General features: G+C 65.3%; 10 protein-coding genes. 6 read left to right on the top strand and 4 right to left on the bottom strand.

The features are described from left to right. Positions 1 to 53 precede the first annotated feature (53 nt). The 6 genes from tpx to N7650_RS19910 all read left to right on the top strand — a co-directional run bounded on the left by tpx (position 54) and on the right by N7650_RS19910 (position 12,082). Complete coding sequence (gene tpx / locus N7650_RS19935; RefSeq protein WP_009400333.1) at positions 54 to 554, top strand: thiol peroxidase; 501 nt, start codon at positions 54 to 56, stop codon at positions 552 to 554. A gap of 178 nt (positions 555 to 732) precedes the next feature. Then, positions 733 to 2,061, top strand: coding sequence for an MdtA/MuxA family multidrug efflux RND transporter periplasmic adaptor subunit (locus N7650_RS19930; RefSeq protein WP_279899676.1), 1,329 nt, complete (start codon positions 733 to 735; stop codon positions 2,059 to 2,061). Next, entirely contained in the window at positions 2,058 to 5,156 is a 3,099-nt protein-coding gene (locus N7650_RS19925) for an MdtB/MuxB family multidrug efflux RND transporter permease subunit (RefSeq protein ID WP_279899674.1), read from the top strand. Before N7650_RS19930 ends, N7650_RS19925 begins: the two co-directional genes overlap by 4 nt. Before the next feature lie 31 nt (positions 5,157 to 5,187). Beyond that, positions 5,188 to 8,301: an efflux RND transporter permease subunit gene (locus N7650_RS19920; protein ID WP_279899672.1), complete on the top strand. Its 3,114-nt coding sequence runs from the start codon at positions 5,188 to 5,190 to the stop codon at positions 8,299 to 8,301. Further along, the gene (locus N7650_RS19915; protein WP_009400324.1) at positions 8,298 to 9,782 is read left to right on the top strand and encodes an efflux transporter outer membrane subunit; all 1,485 of its coding nucleotides are present in this window, start codon (positions 8,298 to 8,300) and stop codon (positions 9,780 to 9,782) included. The genes N7650_RS19920 and N7650_RS19915 overlap by 4 nt, the downstream gene beginning before the upstream one ends. A 215-nt stretch (positions 9,783 to 9,997) precedes the next feature. After that, the gene (locus N7650_RS19910) at positions 9,998 to 12,082 is read left to right on the top strand and encodes an EAL domain-containing protein (protein WP_279899669.1); all 2,085 of its coding nucleotides are present in this window, start codon (positions 9,998 to 10,000) and stop codon (positions 12,080 to 12,082) included. Positions 12,083 to 12,098: 16 nt separating this feature from the next. On the opposite strand, the gene N7650_RS19905 is transcribed toward N7650_RS19910, so the two are convergent. The 4 genes from N7650_RS19905 to N7650_RS19890 form a co-directional block, all read right to left on the bottom strand. Beyond that, entirely contained in the window at positions 12,099 to 12,359 is a 261-nt protein-coding gene (locus tag N7650_RS19905) for a DUF1652 domain-containing protein (protein ID WP_009400322.1), read from the bottom strand. A gap of 279 nt (positions 12,360 to 12,638) precedes the next feature. Further along, on the bottom strand, positions 12,639 to 13,286 hold the full coding sequence (locus N7650_RS19900) for a DUF1345 domain-containing protein (RefSeq protein WP_009400321.1): 648 nt from the start codon (positions 13,284 to 13,286) through the stop codon (positions 12,639 to 12,641). A gap of 116 nt (positions 13,287 to 13,402) precedes the next feature. Then, positions 13,403 to 14,659, bottom strand: coding sequence for a carbohydrate porin (locus N7650_RS19895; protein ID WP_009400320.1), 1,257 nt, complete (start codon positions 14,657 to 14,659; stop codon positions 13,403 to 13,405). Positions 14,660 to 14,715: 56 nt separating this feature from the next. Continuing rightward, positions 14,716 to 17,133, bottom strand: a complete 2,418-nt coding sequence (locus N7650_RS19890; protein ID WP_009400319.1) for a glucose/quinate/shikimate family membrane-bound PQQ-dependent dehydrogenase — start codon at positions 17,131 to 17,133, stop codon at positions 14,716 to 14,718. Positions 17,134 to 17,380 lie beyond the last annotated feature (247 nt).

The following is a 17,380-nucleotide window of genomic DNA, read 5'->3' as shown; positions in this document are numbered from 1 at the left end:
GCACTTTCGTGCTTAACTCTGGGTCTTTTCAACCCCGCATAAGGACTCCGCTCATGGCTCAAGTGACTCTCAAAGGCAATCCGGTTCAGGTCAAAGGCGAACTGCCGAAGGCCGGCGCCCAGGCGCCTGCGTTCTCCCTGGTTGGCGAAGGCCTGGCCGACAAGTCGCTGAAGGACTACGCCGGCAAGCGCAAGGTGCTGAACATCTTCCCGAGCGTCGATACGCCAACCTGCGCCACCTCGGTGCGCAAGTTCAATGCCCAGGCCAACGACATCGCCAACACCGTGGTGCTGTGCATCTCCGCCGACCTGCCGTTCGCCCAGGCTCGCTTCTGCGGCGCCGAAGGCCTGAGCAACGTGCAGAACCTGTCGACCCTGCGCGGCCGCGAGTTCCTCGAGAACTACGGCGTGGCCATTGCCGACGGCCCGCTGGCCGGCCTGGCTGCCCGTGCGGTGGTGGTCCTGGACGAGAACGACAAGGTCCTGCACGCCGAGCTGGTGGGCGAAATCGCCGAAGAGCCGAACTACGACGCGGCCCTGGCGGTCCTGAAGTAAGGCAAGCGGCACGACGATCCTGCAACACCCTGAAACGGCCTGGCTTAGTCCAGGCCGTTTTTATTTAAAGTTCAGAAACTTGGCAACGTCAGTTATCGGTAAATTGCCGGTAAAGGCGCTTTGCTAAAACGCTTGGAGTGCTTATCGTTCAGCCTCCTTCAAAGTTTCCTGCGTACTCATGGTCGAGAACCCGATGCAATCTTCCTCCCGTTCCTCCCGCCGCTGGCTCCTGAGCCTGTTGATCCTGCTGGTCATCGCCGGCCTGTGCTGGTGTCTCTGGCCCAGCGCACAGACCCACACCACGCCGGCCGCCCAAGGCGAAGCCAAGGGCAATGCCGGTGGTCGCCGCGGCGCCATGGCCGGGGTCGGCGGTGGCCGTCCAGGCTTCGGCTCGTCCACCGCCAGCGTCCCGGTGCGGGTGGCCGCGGCCACGGTTGGCGACTTCCCGGTCTATTACAAGGCGCTGGGGACCGTGACCGCGACCAACACGGTCAATGTGCGCAGCCGGGTAGCGGGGGAACTGGTCAAGGTCTACTTCAAGGAAGGCCAGCAAGTGAAGGCCGGCGACCTGCTCGCCGAGATCGACCCGCGCAGTTACCAGATCGCCCTGCAGCAGGCCGAGGGCACCCTGGCGCAGAACCAGGCGCAACTGAAGAACGCGCAGATCGACCTGGCCCGCTACAAGGGCCTGTATGCCGAGGACAGCATCGCCAAGCAGACCCTCGACACCCAGGCCGCGCTGGTCGCGCAGTACGAAGGCACGATCAAGACCAACCAGGCCGCGGTGGGCGACGCCAGGCTCAATCTCGACTTCACCAAGATCCGCGCCCCGATCTCCGGCCGTCTCGGCCTGCGCCAGCTCGACCTCGGCAACCTGGTGGCGGCCAACGACACCACCGCCCTGGTGGTGATCACCCAGACCCAGCCGATCACCGTCGCCTTCACCCTGCCGGAAAACGAGCTGGACACCGTGCTGGCCCGCTTCCGTACCGGTACGCCGCTGCCGGTGGAGGCCTGGGACCGTGGCGACACGCGCCAGCAGGCCACCGGCGTGCTGGCGAGCATCGATAACCAGATCGACATCACCACCGGTACCCTCAAGTTCAAGGCGCGCTTCGAAAACCGCGACGAGGCCCTGTTCCCCAACCAGTTCGTCAACGCCCGGCTGCTGGCCGACACCCTCAAGGACGTGGTGCTGGCGCCGGCGGCGGCGATCCAGTTCGGCAGCAACGGCACCTTCGTCTATGTCATCGACGACGAGAACAAGGTGCATATCCGCAACCTCAAGGTCGGCGCCAGCGATGGTGAACGCACCGTGGTCAAGGAAGGCCTGGCCAAGGGCGAGCGGGTGGTGCTGGAAGGCACCGACCGCCTGCGCGATGGCACCAAGGTCGATGTGGTGGACGACCCGGCCAAGGTCCCGACCACTCCCGGCCAGCACCTGCAAGGCCAGGACAAGCCCGAGGTCTCCGAAGCCCCGGCATCCAGCGGCAAGGCCGGCGCATGAACCTCTCGCGCCTGTTCATTCTCCGCCCGGTCGCCACCACCCTGAGCATGCTGGCCATCGTCCTGGCCGGCCTGATCGCCTACAAGCTGCTGCCGGTGGCGGCGCTGCCCCAGGTCGATTACCCGACCATCCGGGTCATGACCCTGTACCCCGGCGCCAGCCCGCAGGTGATGACCAGCGCGGTCACCGCCCCGCTGGAACGCCAGTTCGGGCAGATGCCGGGCCTGGAACAGATGGCCTCGACCAGCTCCGGCGGCGCCTCGGTATTGACCCTGCGCTTCAGCCTGGAAATGAACATGGACGTCGCCGAGCAGCAGGTGCAAGCGGCGATCAACGCCGCCAGCAACCTGTTGCCCAGCGATCTACCGGCGCCGCCGGTGTACAACAAGGTCAACCCGGCCGATACCCCGGTGCTGACCCTGGCGATTTCATCGAAGACCATGCCGCTGCCCAAGCTCAACGACCTGGTCGATACGCGCATGGCGCAGAAGATCGCCCAGATCAGCGGCGTCGGCATGGTCAGTATCGCCGGTGGCCAGCGCCAGGCGGTGCGGATCAAGGTCAACCCCGACGCCCTCGCGGCAGCAGGGCTGAACCTGGCCGACGTGCGTACCCTGATCGGCGCGTCCAACGTCAACCAGCCCAAGGGCAACTTCGATGGCCCGACCCGGGTGTCGATGCTGGACGCCAACGACCAGCTGCGCTCTCCCGAGGAATACGCCAACCTGATCCTCGCCTATAACAACGGCGCGCCGCTGCGCCTGAAGGATGTCGCCGAGATCGTCGATGGTGCCGAAAACGAGCGCCTGGCCGCCTGGGCCAACCAGAACCAGGCGGTGCTGGTGAATATCCAGCGCCAGCCGGGGGCCAACGTGATCGAGGTGGTGGACCGGATCAAGACCATGCTCCCCGAAATCACCGACAACCTCCCGGCCGGCCTGGACGTCAGCGTGCTCACCGACCGCACCCAGACCATCCGCGCCTCGGTGCGCGACGTGCAGCACGAACTGCTGTTCGCCATCGCCCTGGTGGTGATGGTGACCTTCCTGTTCCTGCGCCGGGTCAGCGCCACCCTGATTCCGTCCATCGCCGTGCCGCTGTCGCTGATCGGCACCTTCGGCGTCATGTACCTGGCCGGCTTCTCCATCAACAACCTGACCCTGATGGCCCTGACCATCGCCACCGGTTTCGTGGTGGATGACGCCATCGTCATGCTGGAGAACATCGCCCGCCACATCGAGGAAGGCGAGACGCCCCTGCAGGCCGCGCTCAAGGGCGCGCGGCAGATCGGCTTCACTCTGATCTCGCTGACGTTCTCGCTGATCGCAGTGCTGATCCCGCTGCTGTTCATGGCCGACGTGGTGGGGCGGTTGTTCCGCGAGTTCGCCATTACCCTGGCGGTGGCGATCCTGATTTCCCTGGTGGTATCCCTGACCCTGACGCCGATGATGTGCGCGCGCCTGCTCAAGCGTGAACCCAAGGAGCAGGAGCAGAGCCGCTTCTACCGGGCCAGCGGCGCCTGGATCGACTGGCTGATCGAGCATTACGGCCGCGGCCTGCAATGGGTGCTCAGGCACCAGCCGCTGACCCTGCTGGTGGCGGTCGCGACCCTGGGCCTGACCGTGCTGCTATATATCGCCGTACCCAAGGGTTTCTTCCCGGTGCAGGACACCGGGGTGATCCAGGGTATTTCCGAAGCCCCGCAGGCCACGTCCTTTGCCGCCATGAGCCAGCGCCAGCAGGAACTGGCGGCACTGATCCTCGAGGACCCGGCCGTGGACAGCCTGTCGTCCTATATCGGCGTCGATGGTGACAACGCCACGCTCAACAGCGGGCGCTTCCTGATCAACCTCAAGCCCCACGGCGAGCGCGACCTGACCGCCGCCCAGGTGATCGCCCGCCTGCAACCGCAGGTCGACCGCCTCAGCGGCATCCGCCTGTTCATGCAACCGGTGCAGGACCTGAGCATCGAGGACCGGGTCAGCCGTACCCAGTACCAGTTCAGCCTGTCGTCGCCGGATGCCGAACTGCTCTCGCAGTGGAGCGGCAAGCTGGTGCATGGCCTGCAGCAATACCCGCAACTGACCGACGTCGCCAGCGATCTGCAGGACAAGGGCCTGCAGGTGTTCCTGGTGATCGATCGCGACGCCGCCAGCCGCCTTGGGGTGACCGTTTCGGAAATCACCAACGCGCTGTACGACGCCTTCGGCCAGCGCCAGATCTCCACCATCTACACCCAGGCCAGCCAGTACCGCGTGGTGCTCCAGGCCGAAGCCGCGGCCACCCTCGGGCCGAAGGCGCTGGACGGCATCTATGTCAAGACCACCGCCGGCAGCCAGGTGCGCCTGTCGGCCCTGGCCCATGTCGAGGAACGCCAGGCGCAACTGGCGATTTCCCATATCGGCCAGTTCCCGGCGGTGACCCTGTCGTTCAACCTGGCCGAGGGCGTGTCCCTGGGCGAGGGCGTGCAACTGATCGAGCAGGTGCAGAAGGACATCGGCATGCCGCTGGGCGTGCAGACTCGCTTCGAGGGCGCGGCGCAAGCCTTCCAGGCCTCGCTGTCAAGCACATTGCTGCTGATCCTCGCTGCCGTGGTAACCATGTACATCGTGCTTGGCGTGCTCTACGAGAGCTACATCCATCCGGTCACCATCCTCTCGACCCTGCCTTCGGCGGCGGTGGGGGCCTTGCTCGCGCTGATCCTCAGCGGCAACGACCTGGGCATGATCGCCATCATCGGCATCATCCTGCTGATCGGCATCGTCAAGAAGAACGCGATCATGATGATCGACTTCGCCCTGGAGGCCGAGCGCAACCAGGGCATGGAGCCGCAGAAGGCCATCTACCAGGCGGCGCTGCTGCGCTTCCGGCCGATCCTGATGACCACCCTGGCGGCGCTGTTCGGTGCGGTGCCATTGATGCTCGCCAGCGGTTCCGGTGCCGAGCTGCGCCAGCCGCTGGGCCTGGTGATGGTGGGTGGCCTGGCCCTGAGCCAAGTCCTGACCCTGTTCACCACGCCGGTGATCTACCTGTACTTCGATCGCCTGTCGCGGCGCTTCAAGCCGCAGCCGGCGGCCAGCGGGGAGCAGGCATGAGCGCCATGGCCGTGATGAGCGGGAGCCTGTCGTGAACCTCTCCGCGCCTTTCATCCGTCGCCCGGTGGCGACCATGCTCCTGAGCCTGGCGATCATGCTCCTCGGTGCGGTGAGCTTCGGCCTGCTGCCGGTGGCGCCGTTGCCGAAGATGGACTTTCCGGTGATCGTGGTCTCGGCCAGCCTGCCCGGAGCCAGCCCCGAGGTGATGGCGGCGACCGTGGCCACGCCGCTGGAGCGCAAGCTGGGCACCATCGCCGGGGTCACCACCCTGACCAGCAGCTCCAGCCAGGGCGCGACCCGGGTCATCCTCGGCTTCGACCTGGACCGCGATATCGACGGCGCCGCGCGGGAAGTGCAGGCGGCCATCAATGCCGCGCGCAACCTGCTGCCCAGCGGCATGAAAAGCATGCCCACCTACAAGAAGATCAACCCGTCGCAAGCACCGATCATGGTGCTGTCGCTGACGTCCGACGTGTTGCAGAAGGGCCAGCTCTACGACCTGGCGTCCACCATCCTGTCGCAGAGCCTGTCGCAGGTGGCCGGGGTAGGGGAGGTGCAGATCGGCGGCAGCTCGCTGCCGGCAGTGCGCATCGAGCTGCAGCCGAAGATGCTTGCCCAGTACGGCCTGGCCCTGGAAGACGTGCGCGAGACCGTGGCCGCGGCCAACCAGCGCCGGCCCATGGGCTTTATCGAGGACGCCGGGCGCAATTGGCAGGTGCGGGCCAACGACCAGCTGGAAAAGGCCAAGGACTACGAACCGCTGGTGATCCGTTACCAGGACGGCTCGGTGCTGCGCCTGAGCGATGTGGCCAAGGTCAGCGACGGCGTGGAGAACCGCTACAACAGCGGCTTCTTCAACGACCAGGAAGCGGTGCTGCTGGTGATCAACCGGCAGACCAATGCCAACATCATCGAGACCGTGGCGCAGATCAAGGAGCAGTTGCCGGCCCTGCAATCGCTGCTGCCGTCCAGCGTTACCCTGAACATCGCCATGGACCGCTCGCCGGTGATCAAGGCTACCCTCAAGGAAGCCGAGCACACCCTGCTGATCGCCGTGGTCCTGGTGGTGCTGGTGGTGTACCTGTTCCTCGGCAATTTCCGCGCCTCGCTGATCCCGACCCTGGCGGTGCCGGTGTCGCTGGTGGGCACCTTCGCGGTCATGTACCTGTGCGGTTTTTCCTTGAACAACCTGTCGCTGATGGCGCTGATCCTTGCCACGGGCCTGGTGGTGGACGATGCCATCGTGGTCCTGGAGAACATTTCGCGGCATATCGAGGACGGCCAGCCGCCCCTGCGCGCGGCCTATCTCGGAACCAGCGAGGTAGGCTTCACCCTGCTGTCGATGAACGTCTCGCTGGTGGCGGTGTTCGTCTCCATCCTGTTCATGGGCGGCATCGTCAACGCCCTGTTCCGCGAGTTCTCCATCACCCTGGCGGCGGCGATCATCGTCTCCCTGGTGGTGTCCCTGACCCTGACCCCGATGCTCTGCTCGCGCTGGCTCAAGCCTCATGACCCGGCGGCGGGGCAGACCCGCCTGCAACGCTGGAGCGAGCGGGTCAACCAGCACATGGTCGCCGGTTACGACCGCAGCCTCGGCTGGGCCCTGCGTCATCGGCGCTTGACCCTGCTCAGCCTGTTCGTCGCCATCGGGGTGAATATCGCCCTGTACGTGGTGGTGCCCAAGACCTTGATGCCCCAGCAGGACACCGGCCAGTTGATGGGCTTCGTGCGCGGTGACGACGGCCTGTCGTTCAGCGTGATGCAGCCGAAGATGGATATCTACCGGCGAGCCTTGCTCGCCGATCCGGCGGTGCAGAGCGTGGCCGGCTTCATTGGCGGCAACAGTGGCACCAACAACGCCATGGTCCTGGTGCGCCTGAAGCCGATCAAGGAACGCAAGCTGTCGGCCCAGCAAGTGATCGAGCGCCTGCGCAAGGAAATGCCCCTGGTGCCCGGCGGACGCCTGTTCCTCCAGGCCGACCAGGACCTGCAACTGGGCGGGGGCGGTCGCGACCAGACCACCTCGCAGTACCTCTACACCCTGCAAAGTGGTGACCTGGGGGCATTGCGCAGCTGGTACCCGAAGGTGGTCGCGGCCCTGCGTGCGCTGCCCGAACTGACCGCCATCGACGCCCGCGACGGCGGCGGCACCCAGCAGGTGACCCTGGTGGTCGACCGCGACCAGGCCAAGCGCCTGGGCATCGATATGAACATGGTCACCGCCGTGCTCAACAACGCCTACAGCCAGCGGCAGATCTCGACCATCTACGACAGCCTGAACCAGTACCAGGTGGTGATGGAGATCAATCCGAAGTACGCCCAGGACCCGAGCACCTTGGAGCAAGTCCAGGTGATCACTGCCGACGGCGCACGGGTGCCCTTGTCCACCTTCGCCCGTTACGAGAACACCCTGGCTGATGACCGGGTCAGCCACGAAGGGCAGTTCGCCGCAGAGGACATCTCCTTCGATATCGCCGAGGGCTACACCCCGGACGTAGCCCTGGCGGCGGTGGAGCGCGCGGTGGCCGCGGTCGGTTTGCCCGAAGACGTCATCGCCAAGCTCGGTGGCAATGCCAACGCCTTCGTCAAGACCCAGCAGGGCCAGCCGCTGATGATCCTCGGCGCACTGGTGCTGGTGTACCTGGTGCTGGGCATTCTCTATGAAAGCTACATTCACCCGTTGACCATCCTCTCGACCCTGCCGTCGGCGGGCGTCGGCGCCTTGCTGACCCTGTACGTCACCGGTGGCGAGTTCAGCCTGATCTCGTTGCTGGGGCTGTTCCTGCTGATTGGTGTAGTGAAGAAAAACGCCATCCTGATGATCGACCTGGCCTTGCAACTCGAGCGCCACGAGGGCCTGGACCCCGAACAATCGATTCGCCGCGCCTGCCTGCTGCGCCTGCGGCCGATCCTGATGACCACCCTGGCGGCGATCCTCGGTGCCCTGCCGTTGTTGCTGGGCAATGCCGAGGGCTCGGAAATGCGCCAGCCATTGGGCTTGACCATCATCGGCGGCCTGGTTTTCAGCCAGGTCCTCACGCTCTACACCACCCCGGTGGTCTACCTCTACCTGGACCGCGCCCGCCACCGCTTCAACCGCTGGCGCGGCGTGCGCACCGATGCCGCTTTGGAAACCCCGCTATGAGCCAACGCCTGCTTCTTTCCGATTCTTCGCTGATGCGCCTGCTCGGGGCCCGTGGCTCGCGCCTGCTGGCGGCCAGCCTGTGCGTGGCGATGCTCAGCGCCTGCACCCTGAGCCCGGATTACCATCGCCCGGCCATGCACACCGACGTGCCGTTCAAGCATGCCGAGGGCTGGACCCAGGCTACGCCGTCCGACACCCTGGCCCGTGGAGCCTGGTGGGAGCTGTATGGCGATGCGCAACTCAACGCGCTGGTCGCCGAACTCAATGCCAACAACCAGACCGTGCGCCAGTACGAGGCCCAGTACCGCCAGGCCCAGGCCCTGGTGCGCAGCTCGCGGGCCTCGCTGTTCCCCAGCCTCGATCTCAGCGCCGGCAAGACCCGTTCCAGCCAGGGCACCGGGAGTTCGAGCTCCAGCCTGAGCAACAACAGCAGCGGGATCCGCGACACCTACAGCGCGCAACTGGGGGTGAGCTGGGAAATCGACCTGTGGGGCAAGCTGCGCGAGGGGCTCAACGCCAACGAAGCCAGCGCGGAGGCAAGCTTTGCCGAGATGGCCTCGATCCGCCTGAGCCAGCAGTCGGAACTGGTGCAGAACTACCTGCAACTGCGGGTGATCGACCAGCAGAAGCGCCTGCTCGAAGCGACCCTGGCGGCGTACCAGCGTTCGCTGAAGATGACCCAGAACCAGTACCAGGCCGGGGTGTCCGGCAAGGACGCGGTCGCCCAGGCGCAAACCCAGCTCAAGACCACCGAGGCGGACCTGGTGGATCTGGTCTGGCAGCGTGCGCAGTACGAGAACGCCATCGCCGTGTTGCTGGGCAAGGTGCCGGCGGAGTTTTCCCTGGCCGCCACCGATACTATCCCGGCCCTGCCGCAGATTCCGCTGTCGCTGCCGTCGCAGTTGCTGGAGCGCCGTCCCGATATCGCCGCCGCCGAGCGCAACGTGATGGCCGCCAACGCCAATATCGGCGTGGCCCGGGCCGCTTATTTCCCGGACTTGAGCCTGAGCATGAACGGCGGCTACAGCAGTAGCACTTTCAGCAACTGGATCAGCCTGCCCAACCGCTTCTGGTCGGTAGGGCCGAGCCTGGCCATGACCCTGTTCGACGCGGGCAAGCGCTCGGCCGAGGTAGACCGTACCGAAGCGGTGTACGACCAGACCGTGGCGCAGTATCGCCAGACCGTGCTGGATGGCTTCCGCGAGGTGGAAAACTACCTGGTGCAGCTCAAGGTGTATGGCGATGAGGCGGTGGTGCGCCAGGAAGCGCTGGAGTCGGCGCGGGAATCCCTGCGGTTGACCGAGAACCAGTACAAGGCCGGGCTGATCGGTTACCTGGACGTGGTGAATGTGCAGACCACAGCGCTGAGCAACGAGCGCAGCGTACTCAACCTGTTGCAGGGCCGGTTGGTGGCCAGTGTCCAGTTGATAGCAGCGCTGGGCGGGGGTTGGGATGGGCAGATGACCGCAGCGCAGGAATAAATCCCGGTTGTTCTTCTGGGCCTCATCGCTGGCAAGCCAGCTCCCACAGGTTCAGCGGTCCCTGTGGGAGCTGGCTTGCCAGCGATGAGGCCATCAGCCTCTCCATACATCAGTAGCCAGGTAAAACTCCGTGCGTTTCCCAAAAGCTTGAGTACAATCATCGGATTTTTGCGCTGGCACATTGCCCGCGCTTTTTTTCCGTCCTGGATTGCTCGATGCTGAACGGCAGTTATTCCCCCTCCCTGGTTGTCATTTCCCTGTGCGTGGCGATCCTGGCGTCCTATACCGCCCTGGACCTGACCGGGCGCCTGGCTACCGCCAAGGGCCGTGCGGTGTACCTGTGGATGGCTGGTGGTGCCATGGCCATGGGGATGGGCGTCTGGTCGATGCACTTCATCGGCATGCTCGCCTTCAGCCTGCCGATCCAGCTGGGCTACGACGTCACCCTGACCTTGCTGTCGCTGGTCATCGCCGTCCTGTCCTCGGGCTTCGCCCTGTGGCTGGTCAGCCAGCGCAGCCTGCCGCTGCACATGCTTCTGCTGGGCGCCTTGATCATGGGCGCCGGTATCGCCTGCATGCACTACACCGGCATGGCGGCGATGCGCATGCAGCCGGGCATCCAGTACGACCCGCTGCTGTTCGGCCTGTCCCTGCTGATTGCGGTTGGCGCATCGATGGCGGCGCTGTGGATCGCCTTCCGCCTGCGCCGCAACACCCCGTACGTGCGTCAGGTACGTGGCGGCGCGGCGGTAGTGATGGGAATTGCCATCGTCGGCATGCACTACACCGGCATGGCCGCGGCCAATTTCCCCGAAGGCAGTTTCTGCGGCGCCTTCGAAACCGGCTTCAATGGCGACGGGCTGGACTACCTGGTGCTGATCACCACCCTTGCCGTGCTGTCGGTGGCGCTGCTCACCTCGGTGCTCGACGCGCGCCTGGAAGCCCGCACCGCGGAGCTTGCGCGCTCCCTGACCCTGGCCAACCAGGAACTGACCCAACTGGCCCTGCACGATACCCTCACCGGATTGCCCAACCGCACCTTGCTGGCCGACCGCATCGACCAGGCCATGAAGAAGGTCGTCGAGCATGGGGGCCAGTTCGCCCTGATGTTCATCGACCTGGACGGCTTCAAGCCGGTCAACGACGCCTTTGGCCATCACACCGGCGACCAGTTGCTCAAGGAAGTGGCCGTGCGCTTGCGTGGCCACCTGCACAGCCAGGACACCCTGGCGCGGATCGGCGGTGACGAGTTCGTCCTGCTGGTGGAACTGGACGACCCGGACGACGCCGTCAACGTGGCCGCCAAGCAGGTCAACCTGGTGTCCCGGGCGTTCCGCGTGGCCGAGCAGAACCTGCAGATCTCGGCGAGCATCGGCATCGTCCTGTATCCCGGCAACGGCGCCGACCAGCACGAATTGCTGCGCAACGCCGACGCGGCCATGTACCACGCCAAGAGCGCCGGGAAGAATGGCTACAGCTTCTTCGACGTGTCGATGAACAGCAACGCGCGCCTGCAACTGCAGTTGCTTCAGGACCTGCGCACGGCGGTGGAGGAAAAGCAGTTCCGCCTGTTCTACCAGCCCAAGTACGACGCCATCGGCCGCCACCCGGTCGGCGCCGAGGCCCTGGTGCGCTGGGAGCATCCGCTGCACGGCCTGCTGTTGCCGGACCGCTTCATCACCCTGGCGGAAAAGACCGGCCTGATCATTCCCATCGGCGAGTGGGTGCTGGAGGAAGCGTGCCGGCAGATGCGCGAGTGGATCGACCAGGGCTTCACCGACTGGCGCATCGCGGTCAACCTGTCGGCCATCCAGTTCTGCCACGCCGGGCTGGTGGACAGCGTTGCCGCTGCGCTGCAGCGCAATGAACTGGCGCCCAACAGCCTGACCCTGGAAATCACCGAAACCACCGCCATGCACGATGCCGATGCCAGCCTGCATGTGCTGCAACGCCTGTCGGACATGGGGGTGGATCTGTCCATCGACGACTTCGGCACCGGCTATTCGAGCCTGATGTACCTCAAGCGCCTGCCGGCCAACGAACTGAAGATCGACCGCGGCTTCGTCCGCGACCTGGAGCAGGACAGCGACGACGCGGCGATCGTTTCGGCGATCGTCGCCCTGGGCCAGGCACTGGGCCTGCGCATCGTTGCCGAAGGGGTGGAAACCGACCGCCAGCAGGATTTCCTCACCCGCCTGGGCTGCGATTCGCTGCAGGGTTACCTGCTCGGCCAGCCGATGCCGGCCGAGGCTTTTCTCAAGAACATAGAGAAGATGCGGGTGGCCCGGGCAGGGGCCTGAGGCCTGATGCGGGGAATCAGGCCGAGCGCTTGAGGGCGCAGGACGGCTGGAAGGCTTCCAGTTCGTCTTCCACCGCTTCGATGATCCGCTCGACATCGTGAGCGGCCATGACGGTGGAGCAGGGGATGCCGGCGATGGCCAGCAGGGTTTCACCGGTGGCCCGGTCGAACAACCGCGCGACCATGCTGCGCGGCGCGTCCATGCTTGCTTCGAAGCCCAGCGGGTGAAAATGCCAGCGCATCATCTGGCACGCGCCGGGGAAGGTTAACTTGTTCATGCAGGCCTCCTTGTATCGCGCGACGATAACCCTGAATGAATTCGACCAAAGTTGTAGGCCTTTTCCGGCCAGAGGCTAACCATAGCAGTATTGCTTTGGGTGAAAAGCAATAATTCCCGATGCTTTTTACCGTTCCATGACGGTGGTCACATTCCCGGAACGCCCGGGGATTTGCGCAAACGTTTTTTTCGCCGCTTGCGGCGCGGTTTGCCGGGTTGCGCGACGTAATGTCGACGCACAGTGGATCCATGTTTTCCGACCGGCGGCAAGCGCCGGGCTTCAGCTCAACAGGCCGGCGGCGATGTTCACGGTGAAACCGAGGATCGCCGTGTTGAACAGGAAGCCGATCAGCGAGTGCAGGAGCACCACCCGGCGCATGCGCTTGCCGCCAATGCCCACGTCGGAGGTCTGCACGGCCACGCTGATGGTGAACGAGAAGTAGTGGAAATCCCAGAAGTCGGGCCGCAGCTCGCCGTCGGGAAAGCGCAGCAGCGGCTCCTTGCCGGCGCCGGTATAGAACAGCCGCGCGTAATGCAGGCTGAAGATTGTACCGATCAACAGCCAGGAGCCGGCCACGGTCAAGCCGGTCCAGGCGTAGTGCAGCAGCCGCGCCTGGCCTTGCAGGTCCTTGCTGCCGGCCAGTTGCAGGGTTACCGCGGCCAAGCTGGCAACGGCGGCGATGCTGACCACGAAGAGCACCAGCGCGGCGTTCTCGTCCTCTTCCTCGGCGATGCGTCGGACCTTGTCGGCGCCGGCCTTGAAGGTCAGTTGCAGGATCAGGGCAAGGTAGATCCATACGGCGATGTTCCATCCGGCGAGGATGTGCTGGATCGTGTCGCCGGCAGGAAGGAGCAGGCCGCCGAGCACACCGAGGACGGCAGCGGCGGAAAGGCGCGGATGGGTTCGGGCCAGTTTGTGGATTGCCATGAGGGCTCGCGGGGCGTGGGCTTCAGGCAACTGTAGACGATCGGGCCGGGCAGGCGGCTCGGTGCGGCGAGGATGCTGCCGATGGCCTCATCGCGGGCCATCGGCAAGATCACGGGTTATAGGGCTGCCTTCACCTGCAAGCCCACCACCAGCGCGTTATCGATATCAGCGCCGGAGAACGCCCCCGGCTCCATGATGTATTGCACATCCGGGCGCAAGGTCAGCCAGGGCGTCGCCTGGTAGCCATAGCTCAGCTCGATCAGGCGCTCGGCATTGCCCAGGTTCGGGAAGTCTTCACCATTGGCCAGCGCATTCTGCTCCTGAACCTCGCGGCTGCGCGGGTTCGGCACGGCCCGGCCGAAGCCAAGCGCCAGGGTATCGTTCGGCCGGCTGGCGAACGGCTGCTTGAGCACCACGCCGGTGCTGTACCACTTGCTGAACGGCGACGCCGCCGAGCTGGCTGCGGCGGCCTGGCCGAACACATGCAGGGTCTGGCCCTTGAGGTCGGATGCCTGCCATACCGCCTGGTCCAGCAGCACGTAGTGCCCGCCACGCCCGGCGACTTCCTCGTTGCTGCCGATACGCTTGGCATCGGAGCTGTCGTAGTACCAGCCGACCTTGTACTCGCCCGGCAGGCCGTCGAGCTTCTTGTACACCAGCTCCACCGGCACCACGGTGCCGGTCTTGTGCTTGGGCGTGATGTTCCAGGCGCGGCTGGAGTTGCCGTTGCTTTCCGGGTCTACGGCAAAGGCCGCGACGCGCAGTTGCCAGGCCGGATCGAAGCTGTACTTCACCCGCACGCCAAGGCGCGCATTGGGGTAGTTGGTCCAGCCGCTGCCGCCGGACATGTTAAGCGGATGCCCGCAGAAGCCGGCGTTCATGAAGTTGCACAGGATGCCGCTGTCGAGCCCGCCGAGGTCATTGCCCATGGCCATGTAGCCGAGCTTGACGTCCAGGTCCGGGGTGAACAGGGTGCGTTCGTAGCTCAGTTCGGTCAGGCGGGTGTACAGGCCACCGTAGTTTTCCTGCAGCGGCAGGCGGTTGCCGACCAGGTCGCCGGAGCCGTCGTTGCCGCGGCGATCGTTGATGGTCAGTTGCACCACGCCGGCATTGTCGGCCTGGAGCAGCTTGTCCAGGTCGAAACGCACGCCGAGCTTGAGGTTCTGCGAGTAGCGCGCCGAACGCTTGAGGCCGCCGTGGGTGTTGTAGACGCTCTCGCCGCTGTAGTCGCCGGTAAAGCGGATGCCGTCGGCGTCCATCTGGCTGCGCAGGCCGCCCCAGTCGCCGGTCAGGGTCGAATCGGCGAAGGCGAACGAGGGCAGCAGGCAAGCGCCCAGCAGAGCGACGGGAAGGTAACGCGGGGAAGAAGACATATCGGTAGTTCCGGGATAACGCGAGCGCCCGCCGCGAGGGCGGGCGCTGGAGAGGGTCAAGGCAGGGCGTAGGCGATCACGTAGTCGCCGCGGTCGGTGGACTGGCGTGCGCCGCCAGCGGTGATGACCACGTACTGCTTGCCGGTTTTCGGCGACACATAGGTCATCGGGCCACCCTGGCTGCCGACGGGCAGGCGGGCTTTCCAGATTTCCTTGCCGTTGCCGCTATCGAAGGCGCGCAGGTAGAAGTCCTGGGTGCCGGCGATGAACACCAGGCCGCCCTGGGTCGACAGGGTGCCGCCAAGGGTCGGCAGGCCGATCGGCAGTGGCAGGTGCATGCGGATACCCAGCGGGCCAGTGTCCTCGACGGTGCCGACCGGTACTTGCCAGGCAACCTGGCGAGTCTTCATGTCGATGGCGGTCAGGGTGCCGTAGGGCGGGGCCTGGCACGGAATGCCGGCAACCGACAGGAAGCGGTTCTTGTTCACCGCATAGGGCGTGCCTTTCAGCGGTACCGCGCCCATGCCGGTGTTCAACGCTTCACCGCCGCCCGCCGCCTGGCCCTTGTTGGCCGACGGGATCATCTGGATCCACAGGCCCAGGCGCATGTCGTTGACGAAGATCAAGCCATTGACCGGGTCGGTCGACAGGCTGCCCCAGTTCATGCCGCCCAGCGAGCCCGGGAAGCTCAGCGACAGGTCGGTACCCGGCGCGGTGTACAGGCCGTCGTAGCGCATCTTCTTGAAGTCGATGCGGCACAGCAGTTGGTCATACGGGGTGGCGCCCCACATGTCCGACTCGGTCAGGGTCTGCGCGCCGATTTGCGGCATGCCCACGGAGCGCGGTTGGGTTTTCGAGTACTGCTCGCCAGGAATGTCGGCGGTTTTCACCGGGACTTCCTCGACCTTGGTCAGCGGCTGGCCAGTGGCGCGGTCGAGCACGTAGATCTGCCCGGCCTTGGTGCCGATGACCACGGCCGGAACCTGGCTGCCGTCGTCCTTGGTGAAGTCGATCAGGCTCGGCTGCATCGGCAGGTCGAAGTCCCAGAGGTCGTTGTGCACGGTCTGGTAGACCCACTTCTCGGCACCGGTGCTGGCGTCGAGGGCGACCACGGAGGCGCCGTACTTGTGGTTCAACTGGGTGCGTTCGGCACCATAGAGGTCGGTGGACGAGCTGCCCATCGGCAGGAACACGGTGTTCATCGCCGCGTCGTAGGACATCGGTGCCCAGCTGTTGGGCGTGCTGCGCACGTACGTCTTGCCGTCGGCCGGGGCCTGCTTGTCCTCCGGGTTGCCCGGGTCGAAGGCCCAGCGCATGGCGCCGGTGATCACGTCGAAGCCGCGGATCACGCCGCCGGGCATGTCGGTCTGCACGTTATCCGCGACACGTCCGCCGACCACCACGGTGGTCCCGGCCATCAGCGGTGCCGAGGACAGCTGGTAGTAGGAGTCCGGGACATCGCCCAGGCCGGCCTTCAGATCGACCTGGCCGTTGTTGCCGAAGCCTTCGCAGAAGGCGCCGGTATCGGCGTCCACCGCGATCAGGCGGCCGTCGATGGTGTTGGTCAGCAGGCGACGTTCGCAGGCGGCACCTGCCGGCACGCTGGCCGCGATCACCGGGATGCTGTTCGGCTGGGTCGGCTGCACGATCGGCTGGCTTGCATCGAAGTAGGCCAGGCCACGGCAACGCTGCCAGACCTTGGACTGGGCGTTGATATCGTTGCGCCACAGCTCCTTGCCGCTATCGGCATCGAGAGCGATCAGGTTGTTGTGCGGGGTGCAGATGAACACCTTGTTGCCGATCTGCAACGGGGTCAGTTGGTCCTCGGCACCATTGCCGTCGCTGATGGCGATATCGCCGGTGCGGTAGGTCCAGGCCACCTTGAGCTTGTCAATGTTGCCGCGGTTGATCTGGTCCAGCGCGGCGAAGCGGCTGCCACCCTCGGTGTTGCCATAGTGCGCCCAGTCCTTCTGCGCCTTGGCCGGATCCACCGGGGTCAGTGCCGGGCCATCGCCCTTGGCTGCTACGGTCGGGTGGGCAACGAACATGTTAGCCACGGCCCATACCACGCCAATGGCCAGTACGCCGGCGACAGCGTAGGCACCGCGACCGCCGCTCGAACCGCTGGCGCGCTTGAGCATCGGGTACACCAGCGCGACCACCAGGCCGATGACGCTGAACATGAACAGGCGGGAGAACATCGGCCAGAAGCTGCGGTCGGTATCGACCAGCGCCCAGATCGCCGTGGCCACCAGGAACGCGCCGAACAGCCAGGCACCGGCCGGCTTGCGCAGGGCAATGAGGATGCCGGCCACGGCCATGGCCGCACCGCCGATCAGGAAGTACCAACTGCCACCCAGGGTAGTCAGGCGAACACCGCCCGCCGCCAGGGCCAGGCCGAGCAGGGCGATGATCACGCCCAGCCCGATCAGGATGAATTTGCTTAGGCCGGAGGCCTGAGGTTGAGGGGTCATGCCGGGTATCTCGCTGTGTGAATGCGGTGGCGATTATACGCTTAGCTAGCTAATTAACCAGATAGTTCATTGGTCGAATGTGAAAAACCGGGTTGAATGCCGGGTATTGGCTGAGTTGAGCGTAGCCCTTGTGGGGCAGGTGTATCGGGTAGTCAGGCAAGGATTTTTGTTGTTTGCGGGGGCATCATCGCTGGCAAGCCAGCTCCCACAGGTTCAGCGGTGCACGCGATCCCTGTGGGAGCTGGCT

Origin of the sequence: Pseudomonas sp. GD04058 (assembly GCF_029836855.1) — a bacterium.
Classification (GTDB): Bacteria; Pseudomonadota; Gammaproteobacteria; order Pseudomonadales; family Pseudomonadaceae; genus Aquipseudomonas; species Aquipseudomonas bharatica.
This window is presented reverse-complemented; position numbering and strand designations above follow the sequence as displayed.

Bases quoted from the DNA above. Each gene is read 5' to 3' on its own strand.
- N7650_RS19905 (WP_009400322.1), bottom strand. From the start codon at position 12,359: ATGAACAAGTTAACCTTCCCCGGCGCGTGCCAGATGATGCGCTGGCAT.
- N7650_RS19910 (WP_279899669.1), top strand. From the start codon at position 9,998: ATGCTGAACGGCAGTTATTCCCCCTCCCTGGTTGTCATTTCCCTGTGC.
- N7650_RS19930 (WP_279899676.1), top strand. From the start codon at position 733: ATGGTCGAGAACCCGATGCAATCTTCCTCCCGTTCCTCCCGCCGCTGG.
- N7650_RS19895 (WP_009400320.1), bottom strand. From the start codon at position 14,659: ATGTCTTCTTCCCCGCGTTACCTTCCCGTCGCTCTGCTGGGCGCTTGC.
- N7650_RS19900 (WP_009400321.1), bottom strand. From the start codon at position 13,286: ATGGCAATCCACAAACTGGCCCGAACCCATCCGCGCCTTTCCGCCGCT.
- tpx (WP_009400333.1), top strand. From the start codon at position 54: ATGGCTCAAGTGACTCTCAAAGGCAATCCGGTTCAGGTCAAAGGCGAA.
- N7650_RS19925 (WP_279899674.1), top strand. From the start codon at position 2,058: ATGAACCTCTCGCGCCTGTTCATTCTCCGCCCGGTCGCCACCACCCTG.
- N7650_RS19915 (WP_009400324.1), top strand. From the start codon at position 8,298: ATGAGCCAACGCCTGCTTCTTTCCGATTCTTCGCTGATGCGCCTGCTC.
- N7650_RS19890 (WP_009400319.1), bottom strand. From the start codon at position 17,133: ATGACCCCTCAACCTCAGGCCTCCGGCCTAAGCAAATTCATCCTGATC.